Origin of the sequence: Gluconobacter cerevisiae (genome assembly GCF_015244675.1) — a bacterium.
In the GTDB taxonomy this organism is placed as follows: Bacteria; Pseudomonadota; Alphaproteobacteria; order Acetobacterales; family Acetobacteraceae; genus Gluconobacter; species Gluconobacter cerevisiae.
Map to the genome: position 1 here is coordinate 177609 of NZ_JABCQO010000003.1, position 26181 is coordinate 203789.

The 26181-nt window shown below is 58.8% G+C and carries 24 protein-coding genes and 1 tRNA gene; 7 read left to right on the forward strand and 18 right to left on the reverse strand.

Annotation, left to right across the window (positions count from 1 at the left end; translation table 11 throughout):
- Window position 1: 1 nt before the first annotated feature.
- From sufB to HKD21_RS05645, 3 genes are all read right to left on the reverse strand, one after another.
- Window positions 2-1486, reverse strand: coding sequence for a Fe-S cluster assembly protein SufB (gene sufB, locus HKD21_RS05635; protein WP_062029656.1), 1485 nt, complete (start codon window positions 1484-1486; stop codon window positions 2-4).
- A gap of 12 nt (window positions 1487-1498) precedes the next feature.
- A complete protein-coding gene (locus tag HKD21_RS05640; RefSeq protein ID WP_194254621.1) occupies window positions 1499-1981 on the reverse strand; it encodes an SUF system Fe-S cluster assembly regulator in 483 nt (160 codons plus the stop codon).
- Window positions 1982-2101: 120 nt separating this feature from the next.
- Window positions 2102-3391: a DUF445 domain-containing protein gene (locus HKD21_RS05645; protein WP_194254771.1), complete on the reverse strand. Its 1290-nt coding sequence runs from the start codon at window positions 3389-3391 to the stop codon at window positions 2102-2104.
- Window positions 3392-3524: 133 nt separating this feature from the next.
- Here HKD21_RS05645 and HKD21_RS05650 point away from each other — a divergent pair, with 133 nt between their 5' ends.
- Both HKD21_RS05650 and HKD21_RS05655 read left to right on the forward strand, forming a co-directional pair.
- A complete protein-coding gene (locus HKD21_RS05650; protein WP_194254622.1) occupies window positions 3525-6302 on the forward strand; it encodes a phosphoenolpyruvate carboxylase in 2778 nt (925 codons plus the stop codon).
- An 89-nt stretch (window positions 6303-6391) separates the two neighbouring features.
- On the forward strand, window positions 6392-7975 hold the full coding sequence (locus HKD21_RS05655; protein ID WP_194254623.1) for a S10 family peptidase: 1584 nt from the start codon (window positions 6392-6394) through the stop codon (window positions 7973-7975).
- Between the two features lie 170 nt (window positions 7976-8145).
- Here HKD21_RS05655 and fusA read toward each other — a convergent pair whose 3' ends face one another.
- The 3 genes from fusA to HKD21_RS05670 all read right to left on the reverse strand — a co-directional run bounded on the left by fusA (window position 8146) and on the right by HKD21_RS05670 (window position 12630).
- The gene (gene fusA, locus HKD21_RS05660) at window positions 8146-10248 is read right to left on the reverse strand and encodes an elongation factor G (protein WP_194254624.1); all 2103 of its coding nucleotides are present in this window, start codon (window positions 10246-10248) and stop codon (window positions 8146-8148) included.
- Window positions 10249-10417: 169 nt separating this feature from the next.
- Window positions 10418-10720, reverse strand: coding sequence for a 50S ribosomal protein L28 (gene rpmB, locus HKD21_RS05665; protein WP_041110511.1), 303 nt, complete (start codon window positions 10718-10720; stop codon window positions 10418-10420).
- Between the two features lie 113 nt (window positions 10721-10833).
- A complete protein-coding gene (locus HKD21_RS05670; protein WP_194254625.1) occupies window positions 10834-12630 on the reverse strand; it encodes an ABCB family ABC transporter ATP-binding protein/permease in 1797 nt (598 codons plus the stop codon).
- On the opposite strand from HKD21_RS05670, the gene HKD21_RS05675 reads away from it, so the two are divergent.
- The 3 genes from HKD21_RS05675 to HKD21_RS05685 all read left to right on the forward strand — a co-directional run bounded on the left by HKD21_RS05675 (window position 12629) and on the right by HKD21_RS05685 (window position 15231).
- Complete coding sequence (locus tag HKD21_RS05675; protein WP_407646530.1) at window positions 12629-13540, forward strand: NUDIX hydrolase; 912 nt, start codon at window positions 12629-12631, stop codon at window positions 13538-13540. The genes HKD21_RS05670 and HKD21_RS05675 overlap by 2 nt on opposite strands.
- Window positions 13537-13983, forward strand: coding sequence for a DUF3574 domain-containing protein (locus tag HKD21_RS05680; protein ID WP_194254626.1), 447 nt, complete (start codon window positions 13537-13539; stop codon window positions 13981-13983). The genes HKD21_RS05675 and HKD21_RS05680 overlap by 4 nt, the downstream gene beginning before the upstream one ends.
- A gap of 123 nt (window positions 13984-14106) precedes the next feature.
- Complete coding sequence (locus HKD21_RS05685) at window positions 14107-15231, forward strand: AI-2E family transporter (protein ID WP_194254627.1); 1125 nt, start codon at window positions 14107-14109, stop codon at window positions 15229-15231.
- 22 nt (window positions 15232-15253) lie between these two features.
- On the opposite strand, the gene HKD21_RS05690 is transcribed toward HKD21_RS05685, so the two are convergent.
- From HKD21_RS05690 to HKD21_RS05720, 7 genes are all read right to left on the reverse strand, one after another.
- Window positions 15254-15330 (reverse strand) — tRNA-Pro (locus tag HKD21_RS05690).
- A gap of 60 nt (window positions 15331-15390) precedes the next feature.
- The gene (locus tag HKD21_RS05695; RefSeq protein ID WP_194254628.1) at window positions 15391-16263 is read right to left on the reverse strand and encodes a MerR family transcriptional regulator; all 873 of its coding nucleotides are present in this window, start codon (window positions 16261-16263) and stop codon (window positions 15391-15393) included.
- Window positions 16253-16576, reverse strand: a complete 324-nt coding sequence (locus tag HKD21_RS05700) for an integration host factor subunit alpha (protein ID WP_194254629.1) — start codon at window positions 16574-16576, stop codon at window positions 16253-16255. Before HKD21_RS05700 ends, HKD21_RS05695 begins: the two co-directional genes overlap by 11 nt.
- A gap of 72 nt (window positions 16577-16648) precedes the next feature.
- Window positions 16649-17623, reverse strand: a complete 975-nt coding sequence (locus HKD21_RS05705) for a beta-ketoacyl-ACP synthase III (RefSeq protein WP_194254630.1) — start codon at window positions 17621-17623, stop codon at window positions 16649-16651.
- A 6-nt stretch (window positions 17624-17629) separates the two neighbouring features.
- Entirely contained in the window at window positions 17630-18739 is a 1110-nt protein-coding gene (gene plsX / locus HKD21_RS05710) for a phosphate acyltransferase PlsX (RefSeq protein ID WP_194254631.1), read from the reverse strand.
- A 73-nt stretch (window positions 18740-18812) separates the two neighbouring features.
- Window positions 18813-19025, reverse strand: coding sequence for a 50S ribosomal protein L32 (rpmF, locus tag HKD21_RS05715; RefSeq protein ID WP_062026921.1), 213 nt, complete (start codon window positions 19023-19025; stop codon window positions 18813-18815).
- A gap of 153 nt (window positions 19026-19178) precedes the next feature.
- Window positions 19179-19760: a DUF177 domain-containing protein gene (locus HKD21_RS05720; protein WP_194254632.1), complete on the reverse strand. Its 582-nt coding sequence runs from the start codon at window positions 19758-19760 to the stop codon at window positions 19179-19181.
- Between the two features lie 107 nt (window positions 19761-19867).
- On the opposite strand from HKD21_RS05720, the gene HKD21_RS05725 reads away from it, so the two are divergent.
- Window positions 19868-20440 carry an outer membrane protein assembly factor BamE gene (locus tag HKD21_RS05725; protein WP_194254633.1) on the forward strand — a complete coding sequence of 191 codons (573 nt, stop codon included), beginning with the start codon at window positions 19868-19870 and terminating at the stop codon, window positions 20438-20440.
- Between the two features lie 16 nt (window positions 20441-20456).
- Here the strand turns inward: HKD21_RS05725 and HKD21_RS05730 are convergent, their stop codons facing one another.
- From HKD21_RS05730 to def, 4 genes are read right to left on the reverse strand one after another with little or no spacing between them, the layout of a single operon-like run.
- Window positions 20457-21851, reverse strand: a complete 1395-nt coding sequence (locus HKD21_RS05730; RefSeq protein WP_194254634.1) for an ATP-binding protein — start codon at window positions 21849-21851, stop codon at window positions 20457-20459.
- The gene (locus HKD21_RS05735; protein WP_194254635.1) at window positions 21829-22527 is read right to left on the reverse strand and encodes a response regulator; all 699 of its coding nucleotides are present in this window, start codon (window positions 22525-22527) and stop codon (window positions 21829-21831) included. The genes HKD21_RS05730 and HKD21_RS05735 overlap by 23 nt, the downstream gene beginning before the upstream one ends.
- On the reverse strand, window positions 22524-23012 hold the full coding sequence (locus HKD21_RS05740) for a MarR family winged helix-turn-helix transcriptional regulator (RefSeq protein ID WP_194254636.1): 489 nt from the start codon (window positions 23010-23012) through the stop codon (window positions 22524-22526). The genes HKD21_RS05735 and HKD21_RS05740 overlap by 4 nt, the downstream gene beginning before the upstream one ends.
- Window positions 23009-23521: a peptide deformylase gene (def, locus tag HKD21_RS05745; RefSeq protein ID WP_194254637.1), complete on the reverse strand. Its 513-nt coding sequence runs from the start codon at window positions 23519-23521 to the stop codon at window positions 23009-23011. Before def ends, HKD21_RS05740 begins: the two co-directional genes overlap by 4 nt.
- A 201-nt stretch (window positions 23522-23722) precedes the next feature.
- On the opposite strand from def, the gene rpsU reads away from it, so the two are divergent.
- A complete protein-coding gene (rpsU, locus tag HKD21_RS05750) occupies window positions 23723-23926 on the forward strand; it encodes a 30S ribosomal protein S21 (protein ID WP_011251722.1) in 204 nt (67 codons plus the stop codon).
- A 115-nt stretch (window positions 23927-24041) separates the two neighbouring features.
- Here rpsU and HKD21_RS05755 read toward each other — a convergent pair whose 3' ends face one another.
- Window positions 24042-26159 carry a prolyl oligopeptidase family serine peptidase gene (locus HKD21_RS05755; RefSeq protein WP_194254638.1) on the reverse strand — a complete coding sequence of 706 codons (2118 nt, stop codon included), beginning with the start codon at window positions 26157-26159 and terminating at the stop codon, window positions 24042-24044.
- Between the last annotated feature and the right edge of the window lie 22 nt (window positions 26160-26181).

Sequence of the window (26181 nt, forward strand, 5' to 3'; positions counted from 1 at the left end):
ATTAACCCACACTTCCTTCGAGGCTGATCTGCAGAAGCTTCTGCGCCTCGACCGCGAATTCCATCGGCAGCTCTTTGAGCACCTCGCGGCAGAAACCATTGACGATCAGACCGACTGCATCTTCTTCCGAAAGGCCGCGCGAACGGCAGTAGAAGAGCTGGTCTTCAGAGATTTTTGACGTGGTCGCTTCATGCTCCACGCGTGCCGTCATGTTACGGCTTTCGATATAAGGTACCGTATGCGCGCCGCACTGATCGCCAATCAGCAGGCTGTCGCACTGCGTGAAATTGCGCGCATTGCGGGCTTTCGGCTGCATACGGACCAAGCCACGATAGGTGCTGTCCGACTGACCGGCCGAGATCGTTTTGGCGATAATCGTCGAGCGCGTGTTCGGCGCCAGATGGATCATTTTCGTGCCGGTATCGGCCTGCTGGTGGTTGTTCGTTACCGCAACCGAGTAGAACTCCCCGACCGATCCTTCTCCTGCCAGCACGCAGGACGGATATTTCCAGGTGATGGCAGAGCCGGTTTCAACCTGCGTCCAGGAGATCTTGGACCGTGCGCCGCGGCAGATTCCACGCTTGGTGACGAAGTTGTAGATACCGCCACGACCTTCATCGTCGCCCGGATACCAGTTCTGAACGGTGGAATACTTGATCGAGGCGTCTTCCATCGCGATCAGTTCTACCACAGCCGCATGAAGCTGGTTCTCATCACGCTGCGGCGCTGTGCAGCCTTCCAGATAGGAAACGGTTGCGCGGTCTTCAGCAATGATAAGCGTCCGTTCGAACTGCCCTGTATTGCGCGCATTGATGCGGAAATAGGTGGACAGTTCCATCGGGCAGCGGACGCCCTCGGGGATGTAGACGAAGGAGCCATCGGTAAAGACGGCCGAATTCAGCGCCCCGAAGAAGTTGTCGGACACCGGCACGACCGTACCCAGATATTTTCGGACCAGTTCGGGATGCTCGCGGATGGCCTCGGAAATTGGGCAGAAGATAACGCCAGCTTCCGCAAGGGTCTTGCGGAAGGTCGTTGCGACGGACACGCTGTCAAAAACGGCATCCACGGCAACTGGCAGGCGCGCTTCTTCAGCACCTTCCACACCGGCCAAAAGCGCCTGTTCGTGTAGGGGAATACCCAGTTTGGCGTAGGTCTTGAGCAGTTCGGGATCGACTTCATCAAGGCTCTTGGGACCAGGCTTCTTCTTCGGCTGGGCGAAGTAATGCGCGTCCTGGTAATCGATCGGCGGGTGATGGATATGAGCCCAAGTCGGCTCTTCCATTTCCAACCACGCGCGAAAAGCCTTCAGACGCCAGTCCAGCATCCATTGCGGCTCGCCCTTGCGCTCGGAGATCAGGCGGACCGTTTCTTCATTGAGACCCTTGGGCGCGATATCCATTTCGATATCGGTTTCGAAGCCCCATTCGTAGCTGGATTTCGCGAGCTTTTCGACTGTCTCGCGGGTTTCCGTCACGGCTGGCATGGTGTGTTGTCCTTAACTGACCGCTTCGGTCACGGAGGGGGACTCCGCTCCAACGGTGGCGGCAGGAGCCAGAGCAGGGCCGCGTCTTGGCAGACGCTCCGCATGCCGACCCATATCCGCCAGTGTAATGCTGTTGAGTGTGCTGAGGATGGCGTCGTTCACGACGTCCCACTGGCCCGACAAACCGCACAATGAGCTATGCTCGCATTCACGCCCGTCACAGCAGGCGGTAATGGCGATCGGCCCGTCTACTGCCGCGATGACAGCGGCGACGGTCACCTTCTCAAGTTCGCCCGCAAGACGGTAGCCGCCCCGGGCGCCACGATGGGAAAGGACCAGACCGCTGGAGGCCAGTCCCTTGAGAAGTTTGGCCACGGTGGGTTCGGGAACGCCGGTTTCTACTGCAAGGGCTGCGGCTGTTGCCAGTCCTTCATGACGACCGAGATGGACCAGAAGGACAGTGGCGTAATCGGCTAGTTTGGAGAGCCTCAGCATCGCTTGCACACTCGCATCTTGTTCTAATTCAAGACTTGTTAAGTCCTGATTTATTCCAAATGGCCCATACCGGAGCAAAGGTCAAGACTTCTGTGCCTGACCTTTCCCTGACATGGAATGTCACACACCAAAAAACAGCCGAGAAACGCCGTCAAGCACCGCTCCGGCGAGAAAACCGACCACCGTGCCATTGATGCGGATATAGGCGAGGTCGCGCCCGACACGCGACTCCAGTCGCGTCGCCAAATCATTTCCGTCCCACCCCGCCATGACGGCGGCGATGAACCCGGACAGTTTCTCACGCAGACCTGGCAGGATCCGCTGGACTGTGCTTTCGACAGCCTGATTGACTTTCAAACGCAGGACGTCGTTGGATCGCAGAGCACTCGCAAGCTGGACGACCGCGGCATCAATGACCGTAGCGCTCCAGCCGTCTTCCCGACTGCTGTCCTCCTCCACCATGCGCCGCAGACGGTCCCACAGTTCCGAACTCCATCCTTTCAGGCTGGTATGGGTCAGGACGGAGGTGATGGTGTCGGCCATATCCTTGCGGCGGACGGGATCATGTTCGATCCGGTCGATTTCGCCGCGAACCCATGTCGTAAATCCGTGCCGCAGGTCCGAGTCCATCGGATCGACCCGTTCGAACTCGGCATGTAGCGCCATGAGAACACGACTGGCGACTGAGCCGCCAATCGCCCATCCCAAGAAACGACCACCCTGTTCGCGCACACGTTCTTCAACAAAATGTCGCAGGTCCGACTCACGGGACGTCACGGTGGTCTTGATGCGTTCAAGCAGGAAGGACAGGACCTCCTGATGCATTTCGCTGTCCACCATGGCACGCATGCCACGGGAGACGAGAGGAGCCATTTCCTCTCCATTAAGCAGGACCGGAAGAGCGCGTGAGATGGCAGCCTTGGCCCGCCCGTCCTCCAGATGATCGAACATCAGGGGGATCGCGGACCGCATACTGTTGACGAGCGTTTGGCGTGTCGCAGGCTCGCTCAGCATATCAGCGATCAGACCGGAGAGATCGATTTTCGACAAAGCGCGGCGGACGTCGTCCTCAGTGAAGAACTGTCCCGAAATGAAGCGGCCCAGTGCCTGTCCGAGGCGCTCTTTCTGACGCGGCAGAATGGCCGTGTGCGGAATGGGGAGCCCCAGCGGGTGGCGGAACAGCGCGGTCACTGCAAACCAGTCGGCAAGCCCACCAACCACACCTGCCCTCGAACCTGCTCTCAGAAGGCCAAATGCCAGACTACCATCGCCGATATGACGGGCCGCCGCCAGCGTCGTACCTGCGGCAAGTACTCCCATGCCAACAAGCAGGCCACCGGCCATGAACCTTGGCGACAGACCTGAAGGGCCGGATTTTCGGGAAACGGGATGGGGCGTGTCCGCGTGCATCCGCACACAGATAGCATCATCCTGACGGGCTGTCGCGTCCAGAGCAAGGTTGCACTTGGCGGCAGGGCGTGAAAAGTATTGCGGCCCGTTTTTGGTCCATTTTTCTTTTTTCGCAGAAGCGAGACTGCTGCCGATGTCTGACTGCGCCTCCCGGCTCGATCCGTCTCTCCATGACCGTATTGACGCGATGACGTCCCGGCTCCTCCACGAACGCGATGGCCTCGAAGACCTGATTGCGTCCATCGGGCAGGATCTGTCCGGCGAGGATCCAGACGCGAACAAAGCGCGGCTCACCGAGATCGGGAACGTCGTGCGTGCCCTGCGTGACGAGCACTTCGTGGATCGTGCTACCCATCTGCGCGCCTATGTCGGCCTTGATGATGCCGTACCGCAGGAGCGTCTTGAGGCTGTAGCAAAGCGTCTGGTCGAACAGGCCTCGGATGCGGGGTCGCTGACCGTGCCAAAGATTGCTGCGGTTTTTACTGCGCATCCGACCTTCGCACTGGCGGACGGTGTGTATGACATTTTGACGCAGCGGGCCGAAAATCCCGAAATGCCGATCCCATGCCTGAAAACGCATCGCCGACCGGCCCCACCCACACTGGCGCAGGAACAGGCGCTCGCGCTTGCAGCCATCCTGCGAGGCCGTGATGCCCTTGATGATCTGACGGCAGCACTCCTGCGAGAGATGTCATATCGCTGGTCAGGAGAGAACAGTCAGGTCGATCCGGCTCCTGTGGTTCTGGCGAGCTGGGTCGGCTTCGATACGGACGGGCGCAACGATATCGGCTGGTGGGACACGCTCCGTATCCGCCTAGAACTGAAATCGTCCCAGCTTCATCGTCTGACGGACGGGCTGGCACGCCTGGGTCTACAGGAGAGCGCTCTGGCCATGCGCGCCCGCCGGGCAATCGAAGCCGTCAAGACTCAGCACGCCGCCTGTCCGACCGGGCGGGATGCCGCGCCGGAAATGATCCGCGATTTTGCCCAGACGCTGATTTCGCACCGCGACAAGGCGCTTCTGGACGCGGCTGAACTTCTGCCGCTCTTTCAGGATGCCGCTTCGGGGCTGGACGAAGACAGCCTGTTGCACCTGCGGACGCTGCGCGCTGGCTTCATGAGCCACGGCCTCGGGATCGCACGCATCCATACCCGGCTGAACGCGGCACAGATCTATAATGTGGCGCGCACACGGCTGGGTCTGACGGATGACCCCGCCCTGCCCTCGCGTCGTCGCGTTCTGCTGACGAAGATCGACGAGGCCCTGTCGGACCTGACGCCGCGCGCTGTGGATTTCGGCTCGCTGCTGGTCGAACCTGCATCCGCCGCACGGCTAATGATGACCATGGCGCAGATCCTGAAACACATCGATTCAGGATCGCCCATCCGCTTCCTCATTGCCGAGACGGAGAGTGGCTACACGCTGCTAGCGACGCTCTGGCTGGCACGACTGTTCGGAATCAAGGACCACCAGATCGAGATTTCGCCGCTCTTTGAGACGGAAAGCGCGCTGGAAAATGGCGAGACCATTCTGGAAGAAGCCTTCCGTTCAAGCCATTGGCGCGATTATCTGCGGGCGAATGGGCGACTGTCACTTCAGTTCGGATATTCCGATTCGGGACGCTATGTCGGACAGCTTGCCGCCACCAATCTGGTCGAACGCCTGCGGATGCGGACCCTGGGCCTGCTGGCAGAACACGGACTTGAAGACGTTGCCCTGACCCTGTTCGATACGCATGGCGAAAGTATCGGACGCGGCGCACATCCTTTCAGCCTGCGTCAGCGTCTGGATTATTTCTCTCCTGCCCGCACACGACTGGCCATGCGCGAAGCCGGGATAGGGTGTCGCGTTGAAACCGCATTTCAGGGCGGTGACGGCTACACGCTGTTTGGAACGAAGGCGCTTGCAGCGTCCACGATTGCCACTCTTGCCGAACATACAGCTGAAGTCCCACAGGATACGAAAGATCCGGTCTATACACGCCCGGACTTCGCAGCGGACTTCTTCTCCACCATCGCGCTCGACATGGGCGCGCTGGTGGATGATCCCGGCTATGCGGCCTTGCTCAGCGCCTTCGGGCCGTCACTGATCGACAAGACGGGCTCACGACCATCGGCTCGTCAGTCGGATGCAGCGACCGTGACGCGCATCACCCATCCGGGGCAGCTTCGGGCCATTCCCAACAATGCGATTCTCCAGCAGCTGGGTTGGTGGGCGAATGTGCTGCACGGACTGGGCAATGCGGCGCAACGCCATCCCGAGACATTCGAGCAGTTCGCAACAGAATCATCGCGCTTCCGCGAAGCCATGGATTTCGCACGTCAGGCGCTGGCCCATTCCGATCTGGATGTCCTGCGGACAACAATTCATCAGCTCGATCCTGGAACCTGGCTGGACCGTGCGGCCAATGCACAGAGCGACGAAGAACGGCAGAGCCTGTTGAGCATTTCGCACGGGCTGGAACTGCTGCGCTTCTGGACCAGCGGCCCTGCAATGTTCCGGCGCATTCAGACGGACCACATCGCGCTCCGTGCCGCATGGCCCGATGCGCCGCGCATGGCGGCTCGTGAAAAACTCCTTCACGCAATCCGCTTCGCCCTCATCGACCGTCTGTGGGGTCTCTCGACGCGCATTCCCTATTTCGGCCCCCGCAACAGCCTGACGCGAGAGTCCATCACGAACCTGATCCTCTGCCTGGATGTGCCGCGCGCATTGCATCTACTGGACGATCTGTTCCCGGTCACCGTTCCCAGCGTTGCCAATCTCGATTTCGGAGAGCCGGGCGATGCGGCTGAAGCTGGCGGCTTTGCACGCGAGCATCAGGAAATTTTCGAGCCACTGTCGCACTGTTTTGCGCTGCTGCGCGAAGTGGGGATCGCGATCATGCATGCCAATCGCGCTTTCGGCTAAGGAATGATACGCAGCCGGAACCCTTGTCGGTAATGGCTGCGTCCGTTTAGAAAGGTCCCGTAACAAACCCTAACGGAAAGTTCCTCTGCATGCTTCGCAAGGCCCTTCTTCTGGGTGCAGCCATGATGGCTGTGCCTGCTCTGGCCGCAGGTCCCGCCACACCGGCACCCAATGCTGACAGCGTGACGAATGGGACGGTGACGATCAATGGCGTCACGATCCCCTACCGGGCTATTGCGGGAACCATTCTGGTCCATGGCGCCGACTACAATGACTCCAGCGATGTTCTGGCCAAGCGCGGCACGAAAATTGATGGCGGCAAGGATGACGACAGCAAGAATGCGCCTGTCGCGTCCATGTTCTACACGGCCTATTTCAAGGAAGGCGTGCCGTCCGAAAAGCGTCCGATCACATTCCTTTATAACGGAGGTCCGGGATCAGCTTCGGTCTGGGTTCATATGGGCACATTCGGGCCACGTCGCGTCAATACGCCGGGCGACACGCATCTGCCCGCCGCCCCCTACGCGCTTATTAACAACCCACAGTCTCTGATGGACGTGTCGGACGTGGTGTTTGTCGATGCGCCGGGAACGGGTTTTTCGCGGATCGCAGGCAAGGATGCGGTCAAGGAATTTCTGGGCGTTGATGGCGACGGCGAGGCGTTCACGCATTTTATCTCTAAGTTCCTCGCCAAATATCACCGCTACAACTCGCCCAAATACCTGTTTGGCGAGAGCTATGGCACGATGCGCTCGGCTGTGGTCATCAACGACCTTGAGCAGGACGAGAATATCGACTTCAACGGCGTGATCCTGCTGTCGCAGATCCTGAACTACGACAACAGCGATGACAGCCCGCAGTTCAACGCCGGCATGGACGACCCGTATGTGCTGGCGCTACCGACCTATGCGGCCACAGCGTGGTATCATCACTGCCTGCCCGCCGAGCACCCGGATCTGAAGACGTTCCTGCACGAAGTCGAGCATTTCGCGATGACCGACTACACACTGGCGCTGCGCCAGGGTGCGGATCTACCGGAAGATCAGCGTCAGGCGATTGCGGCAAAGCTGCATGACTATACGGGCCTGCCCGTCGATTACATTCTGCGGGCGGATCTGCGCGTCAATGGCGGCGAGTTCGATCAGCAGCTCCAGGCCAAGACCGGTATGGCAACGGGCCGTCTGGATACGCGCTATTCAAGCCCGACGATCGATCCGATGAGCCAGGAGGTGGATTATGATCCGCAGTCCAGCGCCATCAGTTCGGCCTATGTCACGGCCTTCAATGACTATGTTCGCAACACCCTCAAATACGGTTCGGACGAGGACTATCGCCTCTTTAACAGCCAGGGCCATTGGGACAGTCATCACCGTCAGCCAGGTCACGGCTACCAGCCCAAGGGCGAGCCAAACGTCATGACGGATCTGGCCATGGCGATGAAAACCAATCCGAACCTGCATGTGATGCTCAACGCCGGTTACTACGATCTCGCAACGCCATATTTTGAAGGCATTTACGAGATGAAGCACCTGCCGATGGCAAAGAGCCTGCAGAGGAACATCGAATACGCACAGTATCCTTCCGGCCATATGGTCTATGTGGACCCGACGACGCTCCAGCAGTTGCATGATAACGTTGCGGCCTTCATCCGCCGGACTGACAATCTGCACTGATCTCTGACGGGACCGGAAAAGGCGGCAGAGGGGAAACCTTCCGCCGCCTTTTTTATGCGCTGGTGAAACGGAAGAAATGGGACACCGGCTTCGTTCAGCAAAAAATCAGACACAAAAAACCCCGCCAGATTGCTCTGGCGGGGCTTGATGTTTCAGCGAGGCTGAAGAAATCAGGCGGACTTCGCGATAATTTCGTCGGCCACGTTCCGAGGAACGGCCTCGTAGTGATGGAACTGCATGGTGAAGGACGCACGGCCCTTCGTGGCAGAGCGCAGATGCGAGATGTAGCCGAACATTTCCTTCAGCGGCACCTGTGCCCGGATCATGACGGTCGAACCAGACGTTTCCTGGCTCTGAATGATGCCGCGACGACGGTTAAGATCGCCGACAACGTCACCGACATGGTCGTTCGGGGTCGTGACTTCGACGTCCATGATCGGCTCGAGAATGACCGGGCCAGCCTGCTTCATACCTTCACGGAAAGCAGCCTTGGCAGCGATTTCGAAGGCCAGAGCCGACGAGTCAACGTCATGGTACTTACCGTCAAGCAGCGTGAACTGGAAGTCCACCGTCGGGAAGCCGGCGAGAACACCCGTAGTGCTCTGCATGCGGATACCCTTTTCGACAGCCGGAATGTATTCCTTCGGAACCGTACCGCCGACAACCTTGTTCGTGAAGATGATCTCATCCGGCTTGTCAGACGGAGCGAATTCAATCTTGACTTCAGCGTACTGACCCGAACCGCCAGACTGCTTCTTGTGGGTGTAGGTCTCGATATGGGACTTCGTGATCGTCTCACGATAAGCCACCTGAGGTGCACCAATGTTGGCATCAACGCCGTATTCACGACGCAGACGGTCCACGATGATATCCAAGTGAAGCTCGCCCATGCCGGACAGGATGGTCTGACCCGTTTCCTGATCGGTCTTGAGGTGCAGGGACGGATCTTCAGCCGTCAGCTTCTGCAGCGCCAGCGTCATCTTTTCAACGCCGTCCTTGGTCTTCGGCTCGACGGAGATGTCGATAACCGGAACCGGGAACTGCATCCGCTCCAGAACCACCGGATCAGCGCCGTCTGCCAGCGTGTCACCCGTGACGGTGTCTTTGAGGCCCACGAACGCGGCAATGTCACCGGCACCGACGGACTTCACTTCCTGACGCTTGTCTGCGTGCATCTGGAACATGCGGCCGACGCGTTCCTTGTGACCCTTCGTCGTGTTCAGGATGGTGTCACCGGAGTTCAGGACGCCACGATAGACGCGAACGAAGGTCAGCGTGCCGTACTTGTCGGAGATGATCTTGAACGCAAGACCGGCAAACTTGCCATCCGGATCGACCGGAACGATCGGCAGGAAGTTTTCGTCGACTTCTTCACCTTCCGGCGGAGCAATACGGATGCCCTCGACTTCGTCAGGAGCCGGCAGGTAGTCGATGACGGCGTCGAGCAGGGGCTGCACACCCTTGTTCTTGAAAGCCGTACCGCACATGACGGGACGGAATTCACCGGAAATCGCACCCTTCTTGATGCACTTCTTCAGGGTTGCAACGTCCACATCGCCCTTCTCGAAGTACTCTTCCATGGCAGCGTCGTCGACGGCGAGAGCCGTGTCGAGCAGGACCTGGCGGGCTTCGTCAGCCTTTTCCTTCAGGTCAGCCGGAATTTCTTCGTAGTGGAACTTGGCGCCGAGTTCGCCGCCTTCCCACACGATGGCGCGCATCTCGACCAGATCGACAATGCCAACGAAGTTTTCTTCGGCGCCGATCGGGAGCTGCAGCGGCACGGCCACGATGTCCAGCTTCTCTTTCAGCGTGCTGAAAGCGTAGTAGAAGTCGGCGCCGGTACGGTCGAGCTTGTTGATGAAGATAACGCGCGGAACGTTGTAACGGTCAGCAAGGCGCCAGTTCGTTTCAGACTGCGGCTGCACGCCAGCCACGCCTTCGATCACGAAGATCGCGCCATCCAGCACGCGGAGCGAACGGTTGACTTCGATGTTGAAGTCAATGTGGCCCGGGGTGTCGATGATGTTGATGCGGTGGTCGTTCCACTCACACGTCACGGCAGCCGAGGTGATCGTGATGCCACGCTCACGTTCCTGCGCCATGTAGTCAGTGGTGGTGTTGCCTTCGTGGACCTCACCGATCTTGTGAGAGACACCCGTGTAATACAGGATACGCTCGGTCGTCGTGGTCTTACCGGCATCGATGTGCGCGGTAATACCGATATTGCGAATCTTCGAGAGAGCCGACTTGGCTTCCTGAACGCTTTCGGACACGGAGAACCTCCAAAATACAATGAAAGGTGTTTCAGCCTGGACCGAAACACCTCCGCTGCGGCCCTGTGAAAGGACCGAACCTGATTTATCCCAGTGGCGGCTGAATGACCCAGACCGTCATGGTTTTCAAGAGCAATCTTGTTACCGAACAAAGTTCGGCAAAGATTCCTCAGGCGGTCTGGGCAGCCTTGCGTTCCTGAACGCGCAGGATACGGCGCTTGATAACCTGGGCTTCCGTCGGAAGCTTGCGGTTCGGCGTACCCAGCAGGAACGAATCCAGTCCACCGTTGTGCTCAACCGTGCGGATACCGTTGGTGGACAGGCGCATACGCACCGAAGCACCGAGAATATCGGAGATCAGCGTGGTCTCCTGCAGGTTCGGGAGAAAACGACGGCGGGACTTGTTATTGGCGTGGCTGACGTTGTTGCCCGTCAGCACGCCCTTGCCCGTGATCTGGCAACGGCGAGACATGGTGATACTTTCCTCGATGCTGGATGACGCAGGACAGCGAGGCCCGGCGTGTTCCGTAAATCAGGCGCGGCTTATGACGTATGGTTGGGGGCTTCGTCAACCCCCGGAGACGTTCAAGCGGCGTTTTCCCCGGCCTGCGCGGCCCACATTGCGGCATAATGGCCACCTGCGGACAGCAGTTCCGGATGGCTTCCCTGCTCCACCACGCGCCCCGCGTCAAGCACGACGATGAGATCGGCATCCTGCACGGTGGACAGACGATGCGCGACAATGATCGTCGTGCGCGCCTGGGAGAGGATCGCCAATTCCTTCTGGATGGCGACCTCCGTACGAGTATCAAGCGCACTTGTGGCCTCGTCCAGCAGCAGGATACGCGGGTCTTTGAGGATAACGCGAGCAATGGCCACACGCTGCTTCTCGCCCCCTGAGAGCTTCAGCCCCCGCTCCCCGACCACAGTCTCATACCCATCGGGCAGTTCCCGGATGAAGGCGTCGATCTGCGCGCTGCGGGCCGCATTTTCAATGTCTTCGCGGGAGGCTGACAGATCGCCATAAGCAATATTGTCGCCAATGCTGGAATTGAAGAGCACCGTATCCTGCGGGACCGTCCCGATGATGTTCTGAATGTCGGTCAGAGCGATTTCACGCAGGTCGTGCCCATCAATGCAGACCGAGCCTTCCGTGGGATCATAGGCGCGTGTCAGCAGACGCCCCAGAGTGGATTTCCCGGAGCCTGTATGGCCGACAATGGCCAGAGACGTGCCTGCGGGCACAGTGATGGAAACATCATGCAGGATCTGCCTTGCGGGACTGTAGCCGAAAGAAACACGGCGGAACGCAACCGCCGCGGCTCCCGCCTCCGACAGTTTTCCAGCAAGATGCACGGGGTGTGGAGCCTGAATAACTTCGGAACGGACGGCCAGCAATTCGAGATAGTTCTCCAGATCGATGCGCGCATTGCGCCAGCCTGCACTAACGTAGTTCAGGGCCCCGACGGACGAATAAAGACCGCTCAGATAACTGCCGATCAGGACAAACTGCGCCACCGCGAGACGATGGAGCACGATGTCATGCGCCGCCATGGCCAGAAGCGTTGTGGTCGTCGCGGCAATCAGAAAACCCCGACTGATCTGGGACAGGCTGACATAACGCTGAAGGCTGATTTCCGCCTTCCGAAGATCCCTGCGGGCTGCGTCGTAACGCTCGATCTCATGGCCTTCATTGGCAAAGCTGCGCACCGTCTCGAAGTTAAGAATACTGTCCACAAGCTGATGCTGTGCCTGGTTGCTGGCACGGTTCCGCGCCCGTCGGGCCGTCATCCTCAGACGGGTAAATACATAGGAAACGGCGGAATACAGCCCCAACGCTACCAGAAGCAGCGCCACATACCGCCAGTCGAAGATTTTCAGGATGACGGTCAGCGTCATAATGAGTTCGATGACGTTGGGCAGAACGTTGAACAGCGCCAGTGAGAGCAGTGTTCCAACGGCATCGGCTCCACGATCGAGTGTCCGGGTCAGGGAGCCCGTCTGTCGGTCCAGATGGAACCGGACGCTCAGATCATGCAGATGTCGCAAGCCGAGAACCGCGACACGACGTTCGAGATCCGTTTCAACCGGCTTAACCAGAAACTCCCGCAATGGGCTGGCCAGTCCGGAAATAATGCGGATGACCGCATACTGGGCGATCAGCCAGACCGGGACGGCCAGAAGGGTTTCGGGACGCGAAAGACTGCTGACCATGCGGCTGAAGAGCCAGGGCGTTGCAACCGCAGTCGCGCTCTCCACCAGAAGAATGACCAGCGCAAATCCGATACGCGTGGCATCCGGCCAGAGTTTCTCCGGTCGGATCAGGGGCCATAAAACACGAAGGGAAAGCGCTTCAGACGTCGAATCGGTTTTTTTGAGCATGGATCGACTATGTGGAAGTGCTGACGGCGCTTTGCAAATGGCCGTCCTGCATGCGACATATCGAGTTGTGTCGAATAAATCTTTCTCCCGCACCCTTGAGCCGTTTCTGCGACATATCGCAGCCTGCAACAGCGCCGTCCTGCCGGGCGGTCGTACTCCGTTCTTCTGTGCAGGTTCACAGATTGGGTGGGTCGGTCCGTCCACGGTGCAGGCTCTTGAAACCCTTGATGTTCGCGAAGCGGGGCAATTCGGCGTCAGTGCCGGAACAGACCTCTTTCCCCTCTCCCAAACGCTCTGCGAGATGGGCCTCTACGCCTCCCACAACGAAGCATTCGACGTGCGCGACGACAGGGGCGCCGTTCTCGGACAGGTGGACCGAGGTGCCATTCCGGTTCTGGGGCTTGCGGCCGAGGGTGTGCATCTGAACGGGCTGGTCGAGCGTGCGGACGGACTTTTCCTCTGGGTCGCACGGCGCAGCATGAGCAAGCGCCTCGATCCGGGCAAGCTGGATCATCTGGTTGCGGGGGGCATGAGCGCCGGCCTCGACCCGCAGACGACCGTGATCAAGGAAGCGCAGGAAGAAGCCGGGGTCCCAGCCGAAATGGCCGCAACAGCGCAGGCGGTTGGTCGGATCCACTATGCTCTTGAGCGGCCTGAAGGGCTGCGGCGCGATGTCCTGCACTGCTATGATCTTCTGCTTCCCGAAGACTTCGTACCCATCGCGGAGGATGGAGAAGTGGAAAGCTTCCACCTCCTGCCCATTCAGGAGGTTATGACACTGGTCCGGGACACTGACGACTTCAAGTTCAACGTCAATCTCGTCCTGATTGACCTTTTCCTCCGCCGTAGTCTTTTTGATCCGATCGACGCCGCCATTTTACGCCGTGCCCTCTCCGGGCAGGTCGCGTGAGAAAGGCATTCGTTTCCCTGATCCTGATGACACCTTTGCTGGGCGGATGCATTGTTCCCGTCAGTGTCACACCCAATCTGTGCCGGGAAATCGGCGCACATGACGGATTGCAGATCCGTCTGGCATTCGGCCTGACCCGCCCGGATGGCAGTGTGATCGAGAGGCAGGATTGGCAGAAATTTGTGGACAGTGAAATCACACCGCGCTTTCCGGCGGGTTTTACCGTGATCGACGCTCAGGGACAGTGGTATGATGCCGCTGGTCACAAAGTCATTCAGGAAGGGTCACGAATCGTCTGGATCGTTGCTCCGTCCTCGGACCGCAATCTTCAGGCTCATCTGAGAGCCATTCGTCAGATCTATCAGAAACGTTTCAATCAGCAGGCCGTTGGACTGACCATCCAGTCTGGCTGCTCTTCATTCGAAAGCCTTCCCGTGGAATAGTTCCACACTACGGAACCGCGTTTCCCGGTTTTTCTGATGTCTTCTTCATCCGGACTTTTCTCGTCAAGGCAGATCTCTCTGTACGGGACGACAGTTCAGGCATGTTTTTCTCCCGGAAGTCCCATGACCGATCTTTCTTCTTCCTCATCACCCGACACCATCACGATAGAGGCTTCAGCCTCCACAGGAACGATCCAGCGGCGCGCACGAGGCTTTCTGGCACTCTTCTTCGTAGCGATAGGGCTTTACACCCTCAAGGGCTTCCTGCCGGCGCTCCTGTGGGGCTGTGTGTTCGCAATTTCGATCTGGCCGCTCTATCGCCGGGCTGAACTGCGCTTTGGCCGCAGCGACTGGCTACCAATGGTCTTCACTCTGGCAGTGGCGCTGATCTTTCTGGTGCCTGTCTCGCTGGTTGGGGTGAAAGTCGCAGATGAAGCACGAAGCGCGCTGGAATGGATTGATGACGTCCGCAATAACGGCATTCCGATGCCGGAATGGGTGCCTCGTCTGCCCTTTATGGCCACTCAGGCCACCAACTGGTGGCAGAACCACATGACCAGCCCGCAACGCCTCTCCCATCTGCTGCATTCCGTCGATGTCGGGCACGGAATGCAGATGACCAGACAGGTGGGCACCCAGCTCGCCCGCCGGGGTACATTGTTCGCCTTCTCGCTCCTGACATTATTTTTCCTACTGAAAGATGGCGACAGCGTCATTCGCAAATGCCTTCTGGGATCACAGCGTCTGTTCGGTGAGCAGGGAGAAAGCCTCGCCAAGCAAATGATTTCGTCTGTTCACGGAACACTGGCCGGACTGGTTCTGGTCGGTCTGGGTGAAGGCGCGATCATGGGCATCGTCTATATGTCGACGGGCGCACCACAACCCCTGCTGTTTGCAATGGTCACGGCTGTGGCTGCCATGATCCCGTTTCTGGCATGGCCGACGGTCGGGCTGGTGGCGCTGCTGCTGCTGGCAAAAAGCAGCATGATCGGAGCGATCGTCGTAGCCGCCATCGGCTCCGTTGTGATCTTCATCGCAGACCATTTTATCCGCCCCGCCCTGATTGGTGGCAGCACGAAAATGCCATTCCTGTGGGTTCTGCTGGGAATTCTTGGGGGCGCCGAGACCTGGGGGCTGCTGGGACTCTTCCTCGGTCCGGCCATCATGTCCGCCCTACATCTGCTATGGACGCTCTGGACAGAAACAAATCCCCGCAAAGGGATCTATGCAAGAGACACTGAATTTTAAGGAAGTGTTATTACCGCAGGACTGGTCGGGCAGGCGGGATTCGAACCCACGACCCCCAGTCCCCCAGACTGGTGCGCTACCAGGCTGCGCTACTGCCCGTCGTCCTGCGGTGGCGGTGGTTTAGCAGTGTCCCACTCTCACCGCAATGGGGGATTGTGACTAAACTGGTAGAAGATTTCGCAAATTCTGAAGCTCTTCGAAAATTTCGCGCAGTTCTGCCCGCAGCAGACCGTTCTCGGCTTCGGTCTTTTCGAGTGCGCTGAACAGAAGTTCGTTCTCGTCGCGCAGGGTCACGAGAAGAGCAGAGTCATGGGCTTCGGCTTCGGCTTCGGCTTCGGCTTCGGCTTCGGCTTCGGCTTCGGCTTCGGCTTCGGCTTCGGCTTCGGCTTCGGCTTCGGCTTCGGCTTCGGCTTCGGCTTCGGGTGTCTTCTCTTCTTCCGGAATGTCAACCACCTCAGTCACGATGGCATGATGAGCTTCAGCTGGAAGTTCCGGGAAAATGATTTCATCGTCCGGCTGAGTCGTCGAAGGGGCATCAATATCTTCATCACAGATAGCTTCCACGACCGGCGCTTCTTCTGTAAGTGCCTGCTCTTCCTCAACCAGCGCGGCGGTGACGACTGGCGCAGAAACCAGTTCCGCGGTTTCTGCTGAAATTTCGGGGACTGCTTCCAGAGCAACCTCTTCTACAGCTTTCTGACCGGCCCGTGCTTTCTGCGCACGGCGTTCCCGCAGCACGCGCAGAACCCCCTGCCCCTTGTAGCCCTGCACATAAAGCAGGTCCGAAATCAGTCGAAGTGTCTCGATATGCTCGGGGCTGTAATAACGCCGTCCGCTTTCGCCACGAAACGGCTTTACACCCGGATAAATTGTTTCCCATGATCGCAGGCGGTGCTGGGGAATATGCAGTTCTTCGGCGACTTCGCTAATGGTCCGATAAGCATCCGGAGCCTTCCTGACCTTTTCAACGCCTGGCGAAATATCGTCATTCGGCAGCAGCGCGACGGCTTCGGGCATAGACTTATCTGTCATGGGACGATGCCTCGGTAACGACCGTCTCGGAGCCGTTCATACGGTCCCTCAACAATTGGGAAGGCCTGAACACCAATACAGCTCTAGGGAGGATGGGAACTTCCACGCCCGTTTTGGGATTACGCCCAATGCGCTCCCCCTTTTGGCGAACAGAAAAGGTTCCAAACCCGCTCAGCTTCACGGATTCTCCCGCCTCGAGCCGGTTGGAAATCGCACCCAGAAGACTTTCGAGAATCATGGAGGAATCGTGTCGGGAAAGGCCGACACGACTATAGAGGTGCTCAACAAGATTCGCGCGCGTGACTGTGCTCATGTCACTTGCGTATCATGCCACTCAGAACAGTCAAAGGAATCAATCATTAACCTACCCTAAACGAGGAGCAGGTTACATCCGGACGAGAGCGGATCCCCATGTCAGACCACCACCCAGTGCCTCCATGAGCACCAGATCGCCTTTTTGGATCCGTCCGTCCCGCACAGCCTCGTTCAGAGCCAGCGGAATGGAGGCCGCAGACGTGTTGGCATGACGATCCACGGTCACGACGACCCGTTCCGACGGCAGCGCCAGCTTCTTCGCCATACCTTCGATAATCCGCAGGTTGGCCTGATGCGGAACCATCCACTGGATATCCTGCCCTGTCAGCCCATTGGCCTCCAGCGCTTCATCTACGGCCTGCGACAGCTTGACTACGGCATGACGGAACACCTCGCGTCCCTGCATCCTGAGCTGCTGCGTTGTGGATGCACATCCCGCAGCACCATCCACATAAAGAATATCGCCAGTCCGGCCATCGGAATGCAGGTGGGTGGAGAGAATGCCCTCCTCCCCGTCACTGCTGGCTTCCAGCAATACTGCCCCCGCGCCATCTCCGAAAAGAACGCAGGTGGAACGGTCAGTCCAGTCCAGAAGACGCGAGAAAACCTCGCTTCCGATAACAAGGATCTTTTTCGCCTGACCTGCCTGCATCAACGCGCGGGCCGTCGCCAGCGCATAGACAAAGCCCGAGCAGGCAGCGCTGAGGTCAAAACCGAAACCTGTCGTCATACCGAGCAGGGCCTGAACCTGCACAGCCACAGCTGGGAAAACCTGATCTGGTGTGGCTGTAGCGACCAGAACGGCATCGACTTCAGATGCCTCAACGCCGGCATATTCCAGCGCCTGTCGGGCTGCTTCAGCCGCCATGCTGGCCGTGGTTTCGTCACCGGAAGCGATATGCCGCTGGGCAATGCCGGTTCGGGTCCTGATCCATTCGTCCGAAGTCTCGATACCGTATTTCAGGGCAAGGTCGTCATTGGTTACGACGTCGCGCGGCAAATAGCCCCCGACACCCGTCAGATGGACACGAATGGGATCGGACATATTTTTTCAGCTCACAGGTTCAGGAACAGCCTTGATGGACACGGCCTCAGTCGGTTCGGAAGTCCCCATACCCAACTGCTCCAGACGATCACGGATCTTGTCGTTAAGATGGTGCGTGACGGCATCCATGGCAACATCGACAGCGGCGGCAAAGCTCTCGCCATCTGCGCCACCATGCGATTTCACGACGATGCCGTTCAAACCAACAAACAGGGCTCCGTTGTAGCGACGCGGGTCAATCCATTCCCGCATCCGCTCCAGCCCGGGTTTGACCAGCAGATATCCAAGGCGGGTCAGCAGATTAGTTTCGAAAACGCGCCGCAGGAGGCCAAAGGCGAGCTTCAGCGCTCCTTCGCCGGTTTTCAGCGCGATATTTCCTGTAAAGCCGTCCGTCACGATCACGTCGGTCGTCCCGGCGGTGATGTCGTGTCCTTCAACAAAGCCATGGAACTGAGGCGCTAGAGTGCTGGCTCTCAGGCGCTCAGAAGCCTGCCGGAGACGGTCGTCCCCTTTCAGCTCTTCCGAGCCGACATTCAGGAGGCCTATTGTCGGAGAAGGAAGTCCGAGAGCGGCCTGAGCGAAGGCCTCACCCATAATCGCAAATTCGACCAGATTGCGCGCGTCGCAGGCGATGTTCGCACCGAGGTCGAGCATCACGACATCTCCACGTGCAGACGGCTGAACCGCTGCCATGGCAGGTCGGGAAATTCCCGGGAGTGCTTTGACGATAATTTTCGCAAGCGCCAGCATGGCACCGCTATTGCCTGCAGAGACAACGCCACGCGCTTCGCCCGCCGCGACAGCTTCCATGGCCATGCGCATGGACGATCCCCGAACGCGCAAGGCGGACGTTGGCTTCATGTCCATGGGAATACTGGCTTCTGAGTGACGGATGTCACACAGGCGCGCGGCTTTGGGGTGTTTGGCCAGAGCGGCCCGGAGGACGGATTCATCTCCGATCAGAAGAATGCGGGCCTTCGGGTGCCGGTCGGCAGCCAGATCAAGTCCGGCAAGGACGATATCCGGGGCCCTGTCACCACCCATTGCATCAACGGCGAGGGCATAAGGCCCGGAGGCCGCGACGTCACGTTCGGGCGTGACAGGCGCATTGGTCATTGAGACAGTTTCCCGGACAGCATCACAGATGCGGGGCCGTGCTCCTGGGAGGCGACGGACCCGCAGGTAAGGATCAGGCGCGGACGGCGGTCTTCAGGCCCTTGCCGCTGTTGCCAGCAGCGACCACTTCACGGCCGTCATAGTGACCGCAATGGCTGCAAACGTGATGCGGACGCTTCAGTTCGCCACAGTTCGAGCACTCTGCGTGCGCCTCGACGGTCAGGGCATCGTGGCTGCGACGCATGCCACGACGGGACGGCGTAGTCTTTCTTTTAGGGACGGCCATGGCTTTTATGCCTCTTTCTGCTTCTGTGTCGGCACCCCTGCTCCGCTCCCCGCGGCATCCGGTGCCCTGTTGTTCGTCGTCTCGTATTTACGTCGAGTTCAGGCGGGCGGCTCTAGCAGAGCCTGAGGAAACCCGCAAGTCAGACGTGGGATTTTATTCTTTCCTGTCCCCGTTTTTCAGTGCGGAAAGCGCCGAAAACGGATTGGGACGGCGTGGACCATCCGGCCCTTCGCCAGACAACTCAGCCCCTTCTTCCCCTTCTACAGGCGCTACGTCAACTGCATTTTCCAGACCGACGCCGGGTTTGCGCGGATACGGGTCGAGCATCAGAGCAAGCTGTTCAGCTGCAGCTTCGCCAATATCAAGGACCTTGCCGTCATGCGGAACTTCGTCCGGACCATCCAGATCGATGGAATCGATATCGAACTCGTCTTCCGGCATTTCCTCTGCGGGGATGAACTTCAGAAAGAAGGTTTCGGCCAGAACATCCTTGAAGGGCTCTGACGTAATGACACAGACCTGCGTAAGCTTTGCGGCAAGATGCCCTTCCGCCAGAACACTTCGATTGGTTGAGGGTGTCAGACGGAAACGGCAGGTCAGGGTTTCGATCTCGGGGATTCCCAGACGAGCCGCAAGGGCTGCCCGCTCGGCGGGCGTCGCCTCGATCGTCTCGTCCAGTCCCGATCCCAGCCGGTTGAAGAGAATACGTCGGGAAAATTCAGGAGAATGGGACATTCAGGCACTCCAGCCCCCGGAATATGGGGGAAATCGTTGACATGCAGGCGCCATTCGGGCACGCGCTCAGTGGAGCGGTTCTCTTGCACAGGATAGTTTCCGGATCCATGAATAACGCATCTTCCCTGACGCCCCAAAGCAGAACACACATCCTTCGCCGTTTCGCACAGGCGGGAGTGGCATGTGTTCCGCTGCTGCTCGGCGGATGCTCGTTCTTTTCTCCGATTCCCGAGCCTCGTGGCTCCCTGATCGAAAAGACCGACTACGCACAGCTTGTTCCCGGCACAAGCACCCGTACGGACGTGCTCGATCTACTGGGGTCGCCGACAGCGCATGCGACCTTCGACGACAACACATGGATCTATGTTTCCATGATCACGTCGCCCACACCGCTGACCTTCCCGAGTGTGAAAAAACAGGAAGTTGTTGTCCTGAACTTCGATAATGGCGGCGTCCTGCGCAAGGTGGACACGCTTAACAAGAAGAACGCGATGTATGTCGGCATGGTGGGCGCAAAGACGCCGACCCCAGGCACCAGCTCGTCCATCCTTCAGGAACTGCTGGGCAATGTCGGCCGCTACAACCCGATGAGCGGCATGAGCAGCCAGTTCGGCGGAAGCTCCGGGCCGATGGGCGGTCAGGGCACCGGTAATGGTGGCTCAGGTAATTCGCTGCCCTAAGACTTTGAAAGCCTGATTATTTGGGGAGGCTGAGCAGAACGCCCAGACCTCCCAGCGGACTGTCCATCAGACGGATGGAGCCGCCATGAGCGTGGATGATGTCCCGCACGATTGTCAGCCCCAGACCCCCGCCTTGTCCATCATGACTGCTGCTCGTACCGTTGAGCTCCGAAATGGCAGCCCGACGGCTGGCGGACAGGCCCGGTCCGTTGTCCTCCACAGTGATTTCGATATTCCGCTCTCCTTCACGCAGGGAAAAACGCATCGCACCCCCATGGCGGCGAGCGTTTTCTGCCAGATTCGTCAGAACGCGACGCAGGGCGTCAGGTCGGACGACAGCTTCCACGCCTTCCCGGCCTTCGACTCCCAGCACCTCTCCGCCCGCACGCAAAGTGGCAGCTGCGACATCATCCAGCATGCCTCTCAGGTCGGTCAGGACAGGATCTTCGGCCCCTTCTCCCCGCGCAAATGACAGATAACTGCCGATCAGGCGTTCCATGTCCTCGATATCCGTGACCATATCCGCCAGATCCGGTTTAAGGCTCTCGGCGCGGATCGGACCGAAGGTGGGGATCATAGCAACCGTCAGGCGCAATCGCGTCAGGGGGGTTCGCAAATCATGCGAAACACCAGCCAGAACAGCCGTACGCTGCGCCACGAAGCGGTTCACCCGCGCCTGCATGCGATTGAACGCAACAGCGGCCTGTCGCACCTCCCGCGCGCCCTGAGGGCGGATCGGTCCTTCGTCCCGTCCCATCCCGAACAGTTCGGCAGCACGGCCGAGACGGCGGATGGCGCGCACCTGATTGCGCATGAACAGCCCGGCGATCAGGAACAGCAGAATGGAACTGCTGACAGCCCAAACCACGAAAAGCCAGATCGGACCGATATTCAGGCGCTTGACCGGAACCATGACCACCATCACACCCTGCGGCAACTGGATCGAAGCCCGCACCGTCTGAGGGGCTTCAGACCAGTCCACATCATAGGAAGGGCCAAGGTTTTGCCGGATCGAGCGGGCAAAATCGTCATCCATTGGTCCCAGTACATGATTGGTACCGTACCGGGAGAGTTTTTCGGCAGGATGGAATGAAAAGCCTAACTGGGTCCGCGAGGAGGCATCCTGAAGGATGAGCGACCGCTCCGCTGCGGATGATGCGTGCTCGGTCATGGCGATGACGAGCGAGATCTCCCCCGTTACGCCATCTGAGAGGCGGCGAGAGACGACGTTCAGATAGGTTCCGTAAAACAGGCCAAGCGCGATCGCCTGCGTCACCAGCAGCGGAATGAGTACGATCAGCATTGACCGCCCCATGAGGGAGCGGGGCAGGATACGCCTCAGCGGTCGATCCAGCTTCTGCCAGGCATCGTCCCGCTCAAGTGTCGGGTCAGCGTCCCGGTTTGAGAACATAACCCTTGCCCCGTACGGTATGAAGGAAACGGGGCTCCTTGGGATCGACCTCAATCCGCCGACGCAGGCGCGTGACCTGAACATCGACGGCACGTTCGCCGATTTCGTCCATCTCCAACGCTTTGGCGATGGCTTCACGCGACAGAACCGTTCCCGGCTGACTGGTAAGAACGCCCAGAAGCGCGGATTCTCCTCCTGTCAGATGCACGGCTCCCTGAGGACCACTGAGAAGGCCGCGCTTGACATCGAATTCCAGCTCCCCCAGCCGCAAGATGTCGGGAACTTCGTCAACCACAGACAGTGCAGGAACCACGCGTCGAAGATGAGCCCTCAGGCGGAGCAGAAGCTCACGCGGCTCGAAAGGCTTGCCCAGATAATCGTCCGCCCCGGCTTCAAGCCCCCCGATCCGGTCGGCAGGCTCCCCCCGCGCCGTCAGGAGCAGAATCGGAAGCGAAAGACCATCCCTGCGCAGGCTGTTGGTCAGGGACAGACCATCCTCACCTGGCATGGTGACATCGAGGACGAGCGCATCCGGCTGGATCCGTTGCAGAACGTCCCGGGCCGCCACAGCATCAAGGGCGGTGCTCACCCGATAACCGTTCTCGGACAGGTAGCGCTGAAGCAGCCGCAGAAGACGCGGATCGTCGTCAACGACCAGAATATGTTCGTCACTCATGGGACGGAACTCCCGACTGGCATCTGAAGTGGTGTGAGGACGCGGCGAAACCCTTCCACAGCCGTCATGCCGGCTTCACGATAAGCCCGGGTCATCACTTCGCGGATCATGAGGAACAGTTCACGTTCAAGGGCTTCCCCTGCTTCTGTCAAACACAGAGGACGCTTGCGGCGGTCATGGCGGTCTTCTTCCTGCACGAGCAGTTTGCGATCTCGAAGATCGCCCAGAGCGCGGCCAAGAGACTGTTTGGTAATGCCGAGACTGTTCAGAAGCGCCGTGGGAGTAATTCCCGGATGCGCGGCAGTCAGGAAAAGAATGCGGTGATGTGCCGGTCCCAGCTCTTTCTCGCGCAGAAGACTCTCACAATCGGCATTCAGCGTCCGCCAAGCCAGCATCATGGCCTCATAGGACTGACGGATCCGGTCTTCCCGCAGATAAAGATGGGCCGTCGCGGATGAGGGGATGTCCATGGTTCTAGCCGTCACCGAAGGGTTTCCTCCACATATCCGAAGCGGTCGAAATCGTTGATGCGCTGCGGATAAAGAATGCCGTTCAGATGGTCGTTTTCATGTTGCAAAACATTGGCATGAAACCCCGTCGCCTCGCCTTCGACGAGCACACCGTCCTGATCCAACCCCGAGTAGCGCACGGCAGCATAGCGCGGCACATCAGCCCGTAGTCCCGGAATCGACAGACACCCTTCGGTGCAAGTCATCATCTCTTCGCCCAGAGGCGTAATTTCGGGATTGATGAGAACGCGGGGCAGCAATGCCTCCTCGGGAGTCGCCACACGGCTTGCAGGAACGTGATAGACGAACATCCGCAGCGGCTGATGGACCTGAGGTGCTGCCAGCCCTGCCCCACGGGCATCGGCCATCGTTTCCATCATGTCTGCGATGAGAGACTGGATTTCCGGGGCTTTCGGGTCGGAAACGGCCCGTGCCACCTGATGCAGGACGGGGTTGCCCATCCGGGCAATCTTGAGCAGGGCCATGAAATCTTCTTCCTTCAGACGGGCATTGCATCAGGTGGAACGCACATGCACGCCGCAGAGTGCGCTTTGCGAAGAATCCATTCAAGCATGGCCGAATGAATTGCGTTCCCCGCAAAAGATGTGTTAAGGGCACCATCCTTAGTTGGATTGCCATATCACGGGTGGCGCTGAAGAGCGGGCCCATAAGGAGTTGACGGCACCGTGCAGGTTCTCGTTCGTGACAACAATGTTGACCAGGCGCTTAAGGCGCTCAAGAAGAAGATGCAGCGCGAAGGCGTGTTTCGTGAAATGAAGCTGCGTCGCCACTTCGAAAAGCCCTCCGAGAAGCGCGCCCGCGAAGCAGCTGAAGCTGTTCGTCGCGCCCGCAAGATGGAGCGTAAGCGTCTGGAGCGTGAAGGCTTCTAAGTCTTCCCGTTTTCCGAACGGAAAAAGCCGCCTCCTTCGGGAGCGCGGCTTTTTTAATGCTTGAAGCCCTGGACCTCCCTCTGCCCGCCATAAGCGGACAGAGGAGACGCATAGCTTATTGCGCGTCCATCAGGCGATGGCTGAGATAGATGGCTTCCAGAGCCCGTTCATGCGCGACCTCCGCCGCATTGACCGTACCGGCATGGCCGCCTTCCACATCCTCATAATACAAGAAGGGCTGTTTCAGGCTTTCCAGCCGGGCCGCGAAACGGCGCGCATGGATCGGGCCGACGCGATCATCACGCGTTGACGTGAAAATAAACGGTTCCGGATAAGACACGCCGGCTCTAAGGTTCTGCAAAGGCGACATTTTCTGCCAGAATGCGCGCGGCCCAGGCTCCGAGACGCTGCCATACTCGGCAGCCCAAGACGCTCCTGCCGCCATCTGCTCGTAATTCATCATGTCCAGAAGCGGCACGCCGATGATCGCAGCGTTCCACAGTTCAGGGTGCTGGGTGAACTCTACCCCCGCCAGCAGACCGCCATTGGACCGGCCCCGCAGCCCCAGATGCCGTGGTGATGTGATGTGGCGCGCCGTCAGGTCGCGGGCGACGGCGGCAAAGTCGTCATAAGCCTTCTGCCGTCCTTCTCGACGCGCGACATCGTGCCATGCGGGACCAAACTCTCCGCCACCACGGATATTGGCCATGACGTAAACGCCGCCCCGGTCAAACCATGTAATCCCGAGATCGGGATGATAGACTGGCAGGTAAGACAATCCAAAACCACCATAGGCCGTCATCAGCGTCGGACGTGCGCCGTCCTTCTGCCAGTCTTTGGCGTGCACAATGAAATAGGGAATGGCCGTCCCATCCGTGCTGGTCACCGACATTTGCTCGACAACCAGACTGGACACATCAAACAGATCAGGCTGGCGGTACAGAGGTTGAGCTGTCTGTGCTGACGTATTCAGGCTCCAGATCTGTGGCGCCTGAATGAAGCCTTCAAGCTGGAGATATGCCTGCGACAAGCCAGGATCTGACGAAACGATTTCCGCGGCCATATTCTTTGGAAGATCAATGGACCGCGAAATCCATGCTCCAGTTGCGGCCCTACGAAAGAGCTTCAGGACAGGCTGAACGTTGTCATACAGAACAACCACCAGACCCTCTTTTGTCACCGCCAGAGCGTCCCCCATACCATCCCCAACCGTCTGACGGGACGTCGGAGAAAGTATAAGCTGAGGAACGGCAGGATTTTTCAGGTCTAATGCGACAATGCTGTCAGCGTGAAATGTCTGACCCGACACTGTCCAGCCCTGCAAGAGATGCAAAACCAGTTGGCCATCCAGATAGGACAGGCTGTCATATTTTTCCGGCAGAGGCAGCCGGGTCAGCGTCTGCGTTGCAGGATTGAACAGACTGACTTCCGTATGAAAGAAGTCCCGATGACGGCTGATCAGAAAGAGTTCGTGGCCTTTTTCATCACGCAAGCGCTCCGGCGCCACATCCATATCCGTGATCTGACCACGATAGACTTCGACGGCCTGATCCAGCTTCTGCCCACGATGCAAAAGCCGAACCGAATAGGGGTAGCCCGAATGCGTCAGGCCGGCATTGCCCGCCTCCCAGTCCCGCGAGACCAGAATTGTATTGGCATCAACCCAGATGACCGTCTGTTTCCCGGATGGAAGGTCAAAACCACCTTTTACAAAAGCATCCGATCTCGTGTCATATTCCCGGACCACATGAGCATCTTCTCCTGCCTGTGACAGAGACATGAGACACAACCGATCCTGCGGACCAAGGCAGTCCAGACCTTCCATGACCCAGTTGGTATGCTCTTTGTGCGCCAGCGCATCGAGATCGAAACGCGTTTTCCATTTCGGATGGCCGGACTGGAAGGAAGAGGTGGACGCGCTACGCCATATCCCGCGGATATGCCGATCATCCTGCCAGAAATTCCAGATTTCCCCGCCCTGCTGTGTCGGGAGCGCAAGACGTGCCGGGGATTGCTGGGCCGTCAGGATTTTCTGGTAGAGAGGCTTGTAGCGGGGATCAGAAGTGAGCGTCGCTTCTGTGTGGGCGTTCTGTGCCCTCACCCACTCCAAAGCCTTGGCACCATCCGTCTGACTGAGTTCGGCAGGTGATGGAAGAGAAGATGGACCCGCATAGGCTGCCAGAGGCAGAATGGAGAGAGACAGACAAAGTGCTCTCGCAAGAACAGAAGACATGGAACGCCTTTACGATACCGAC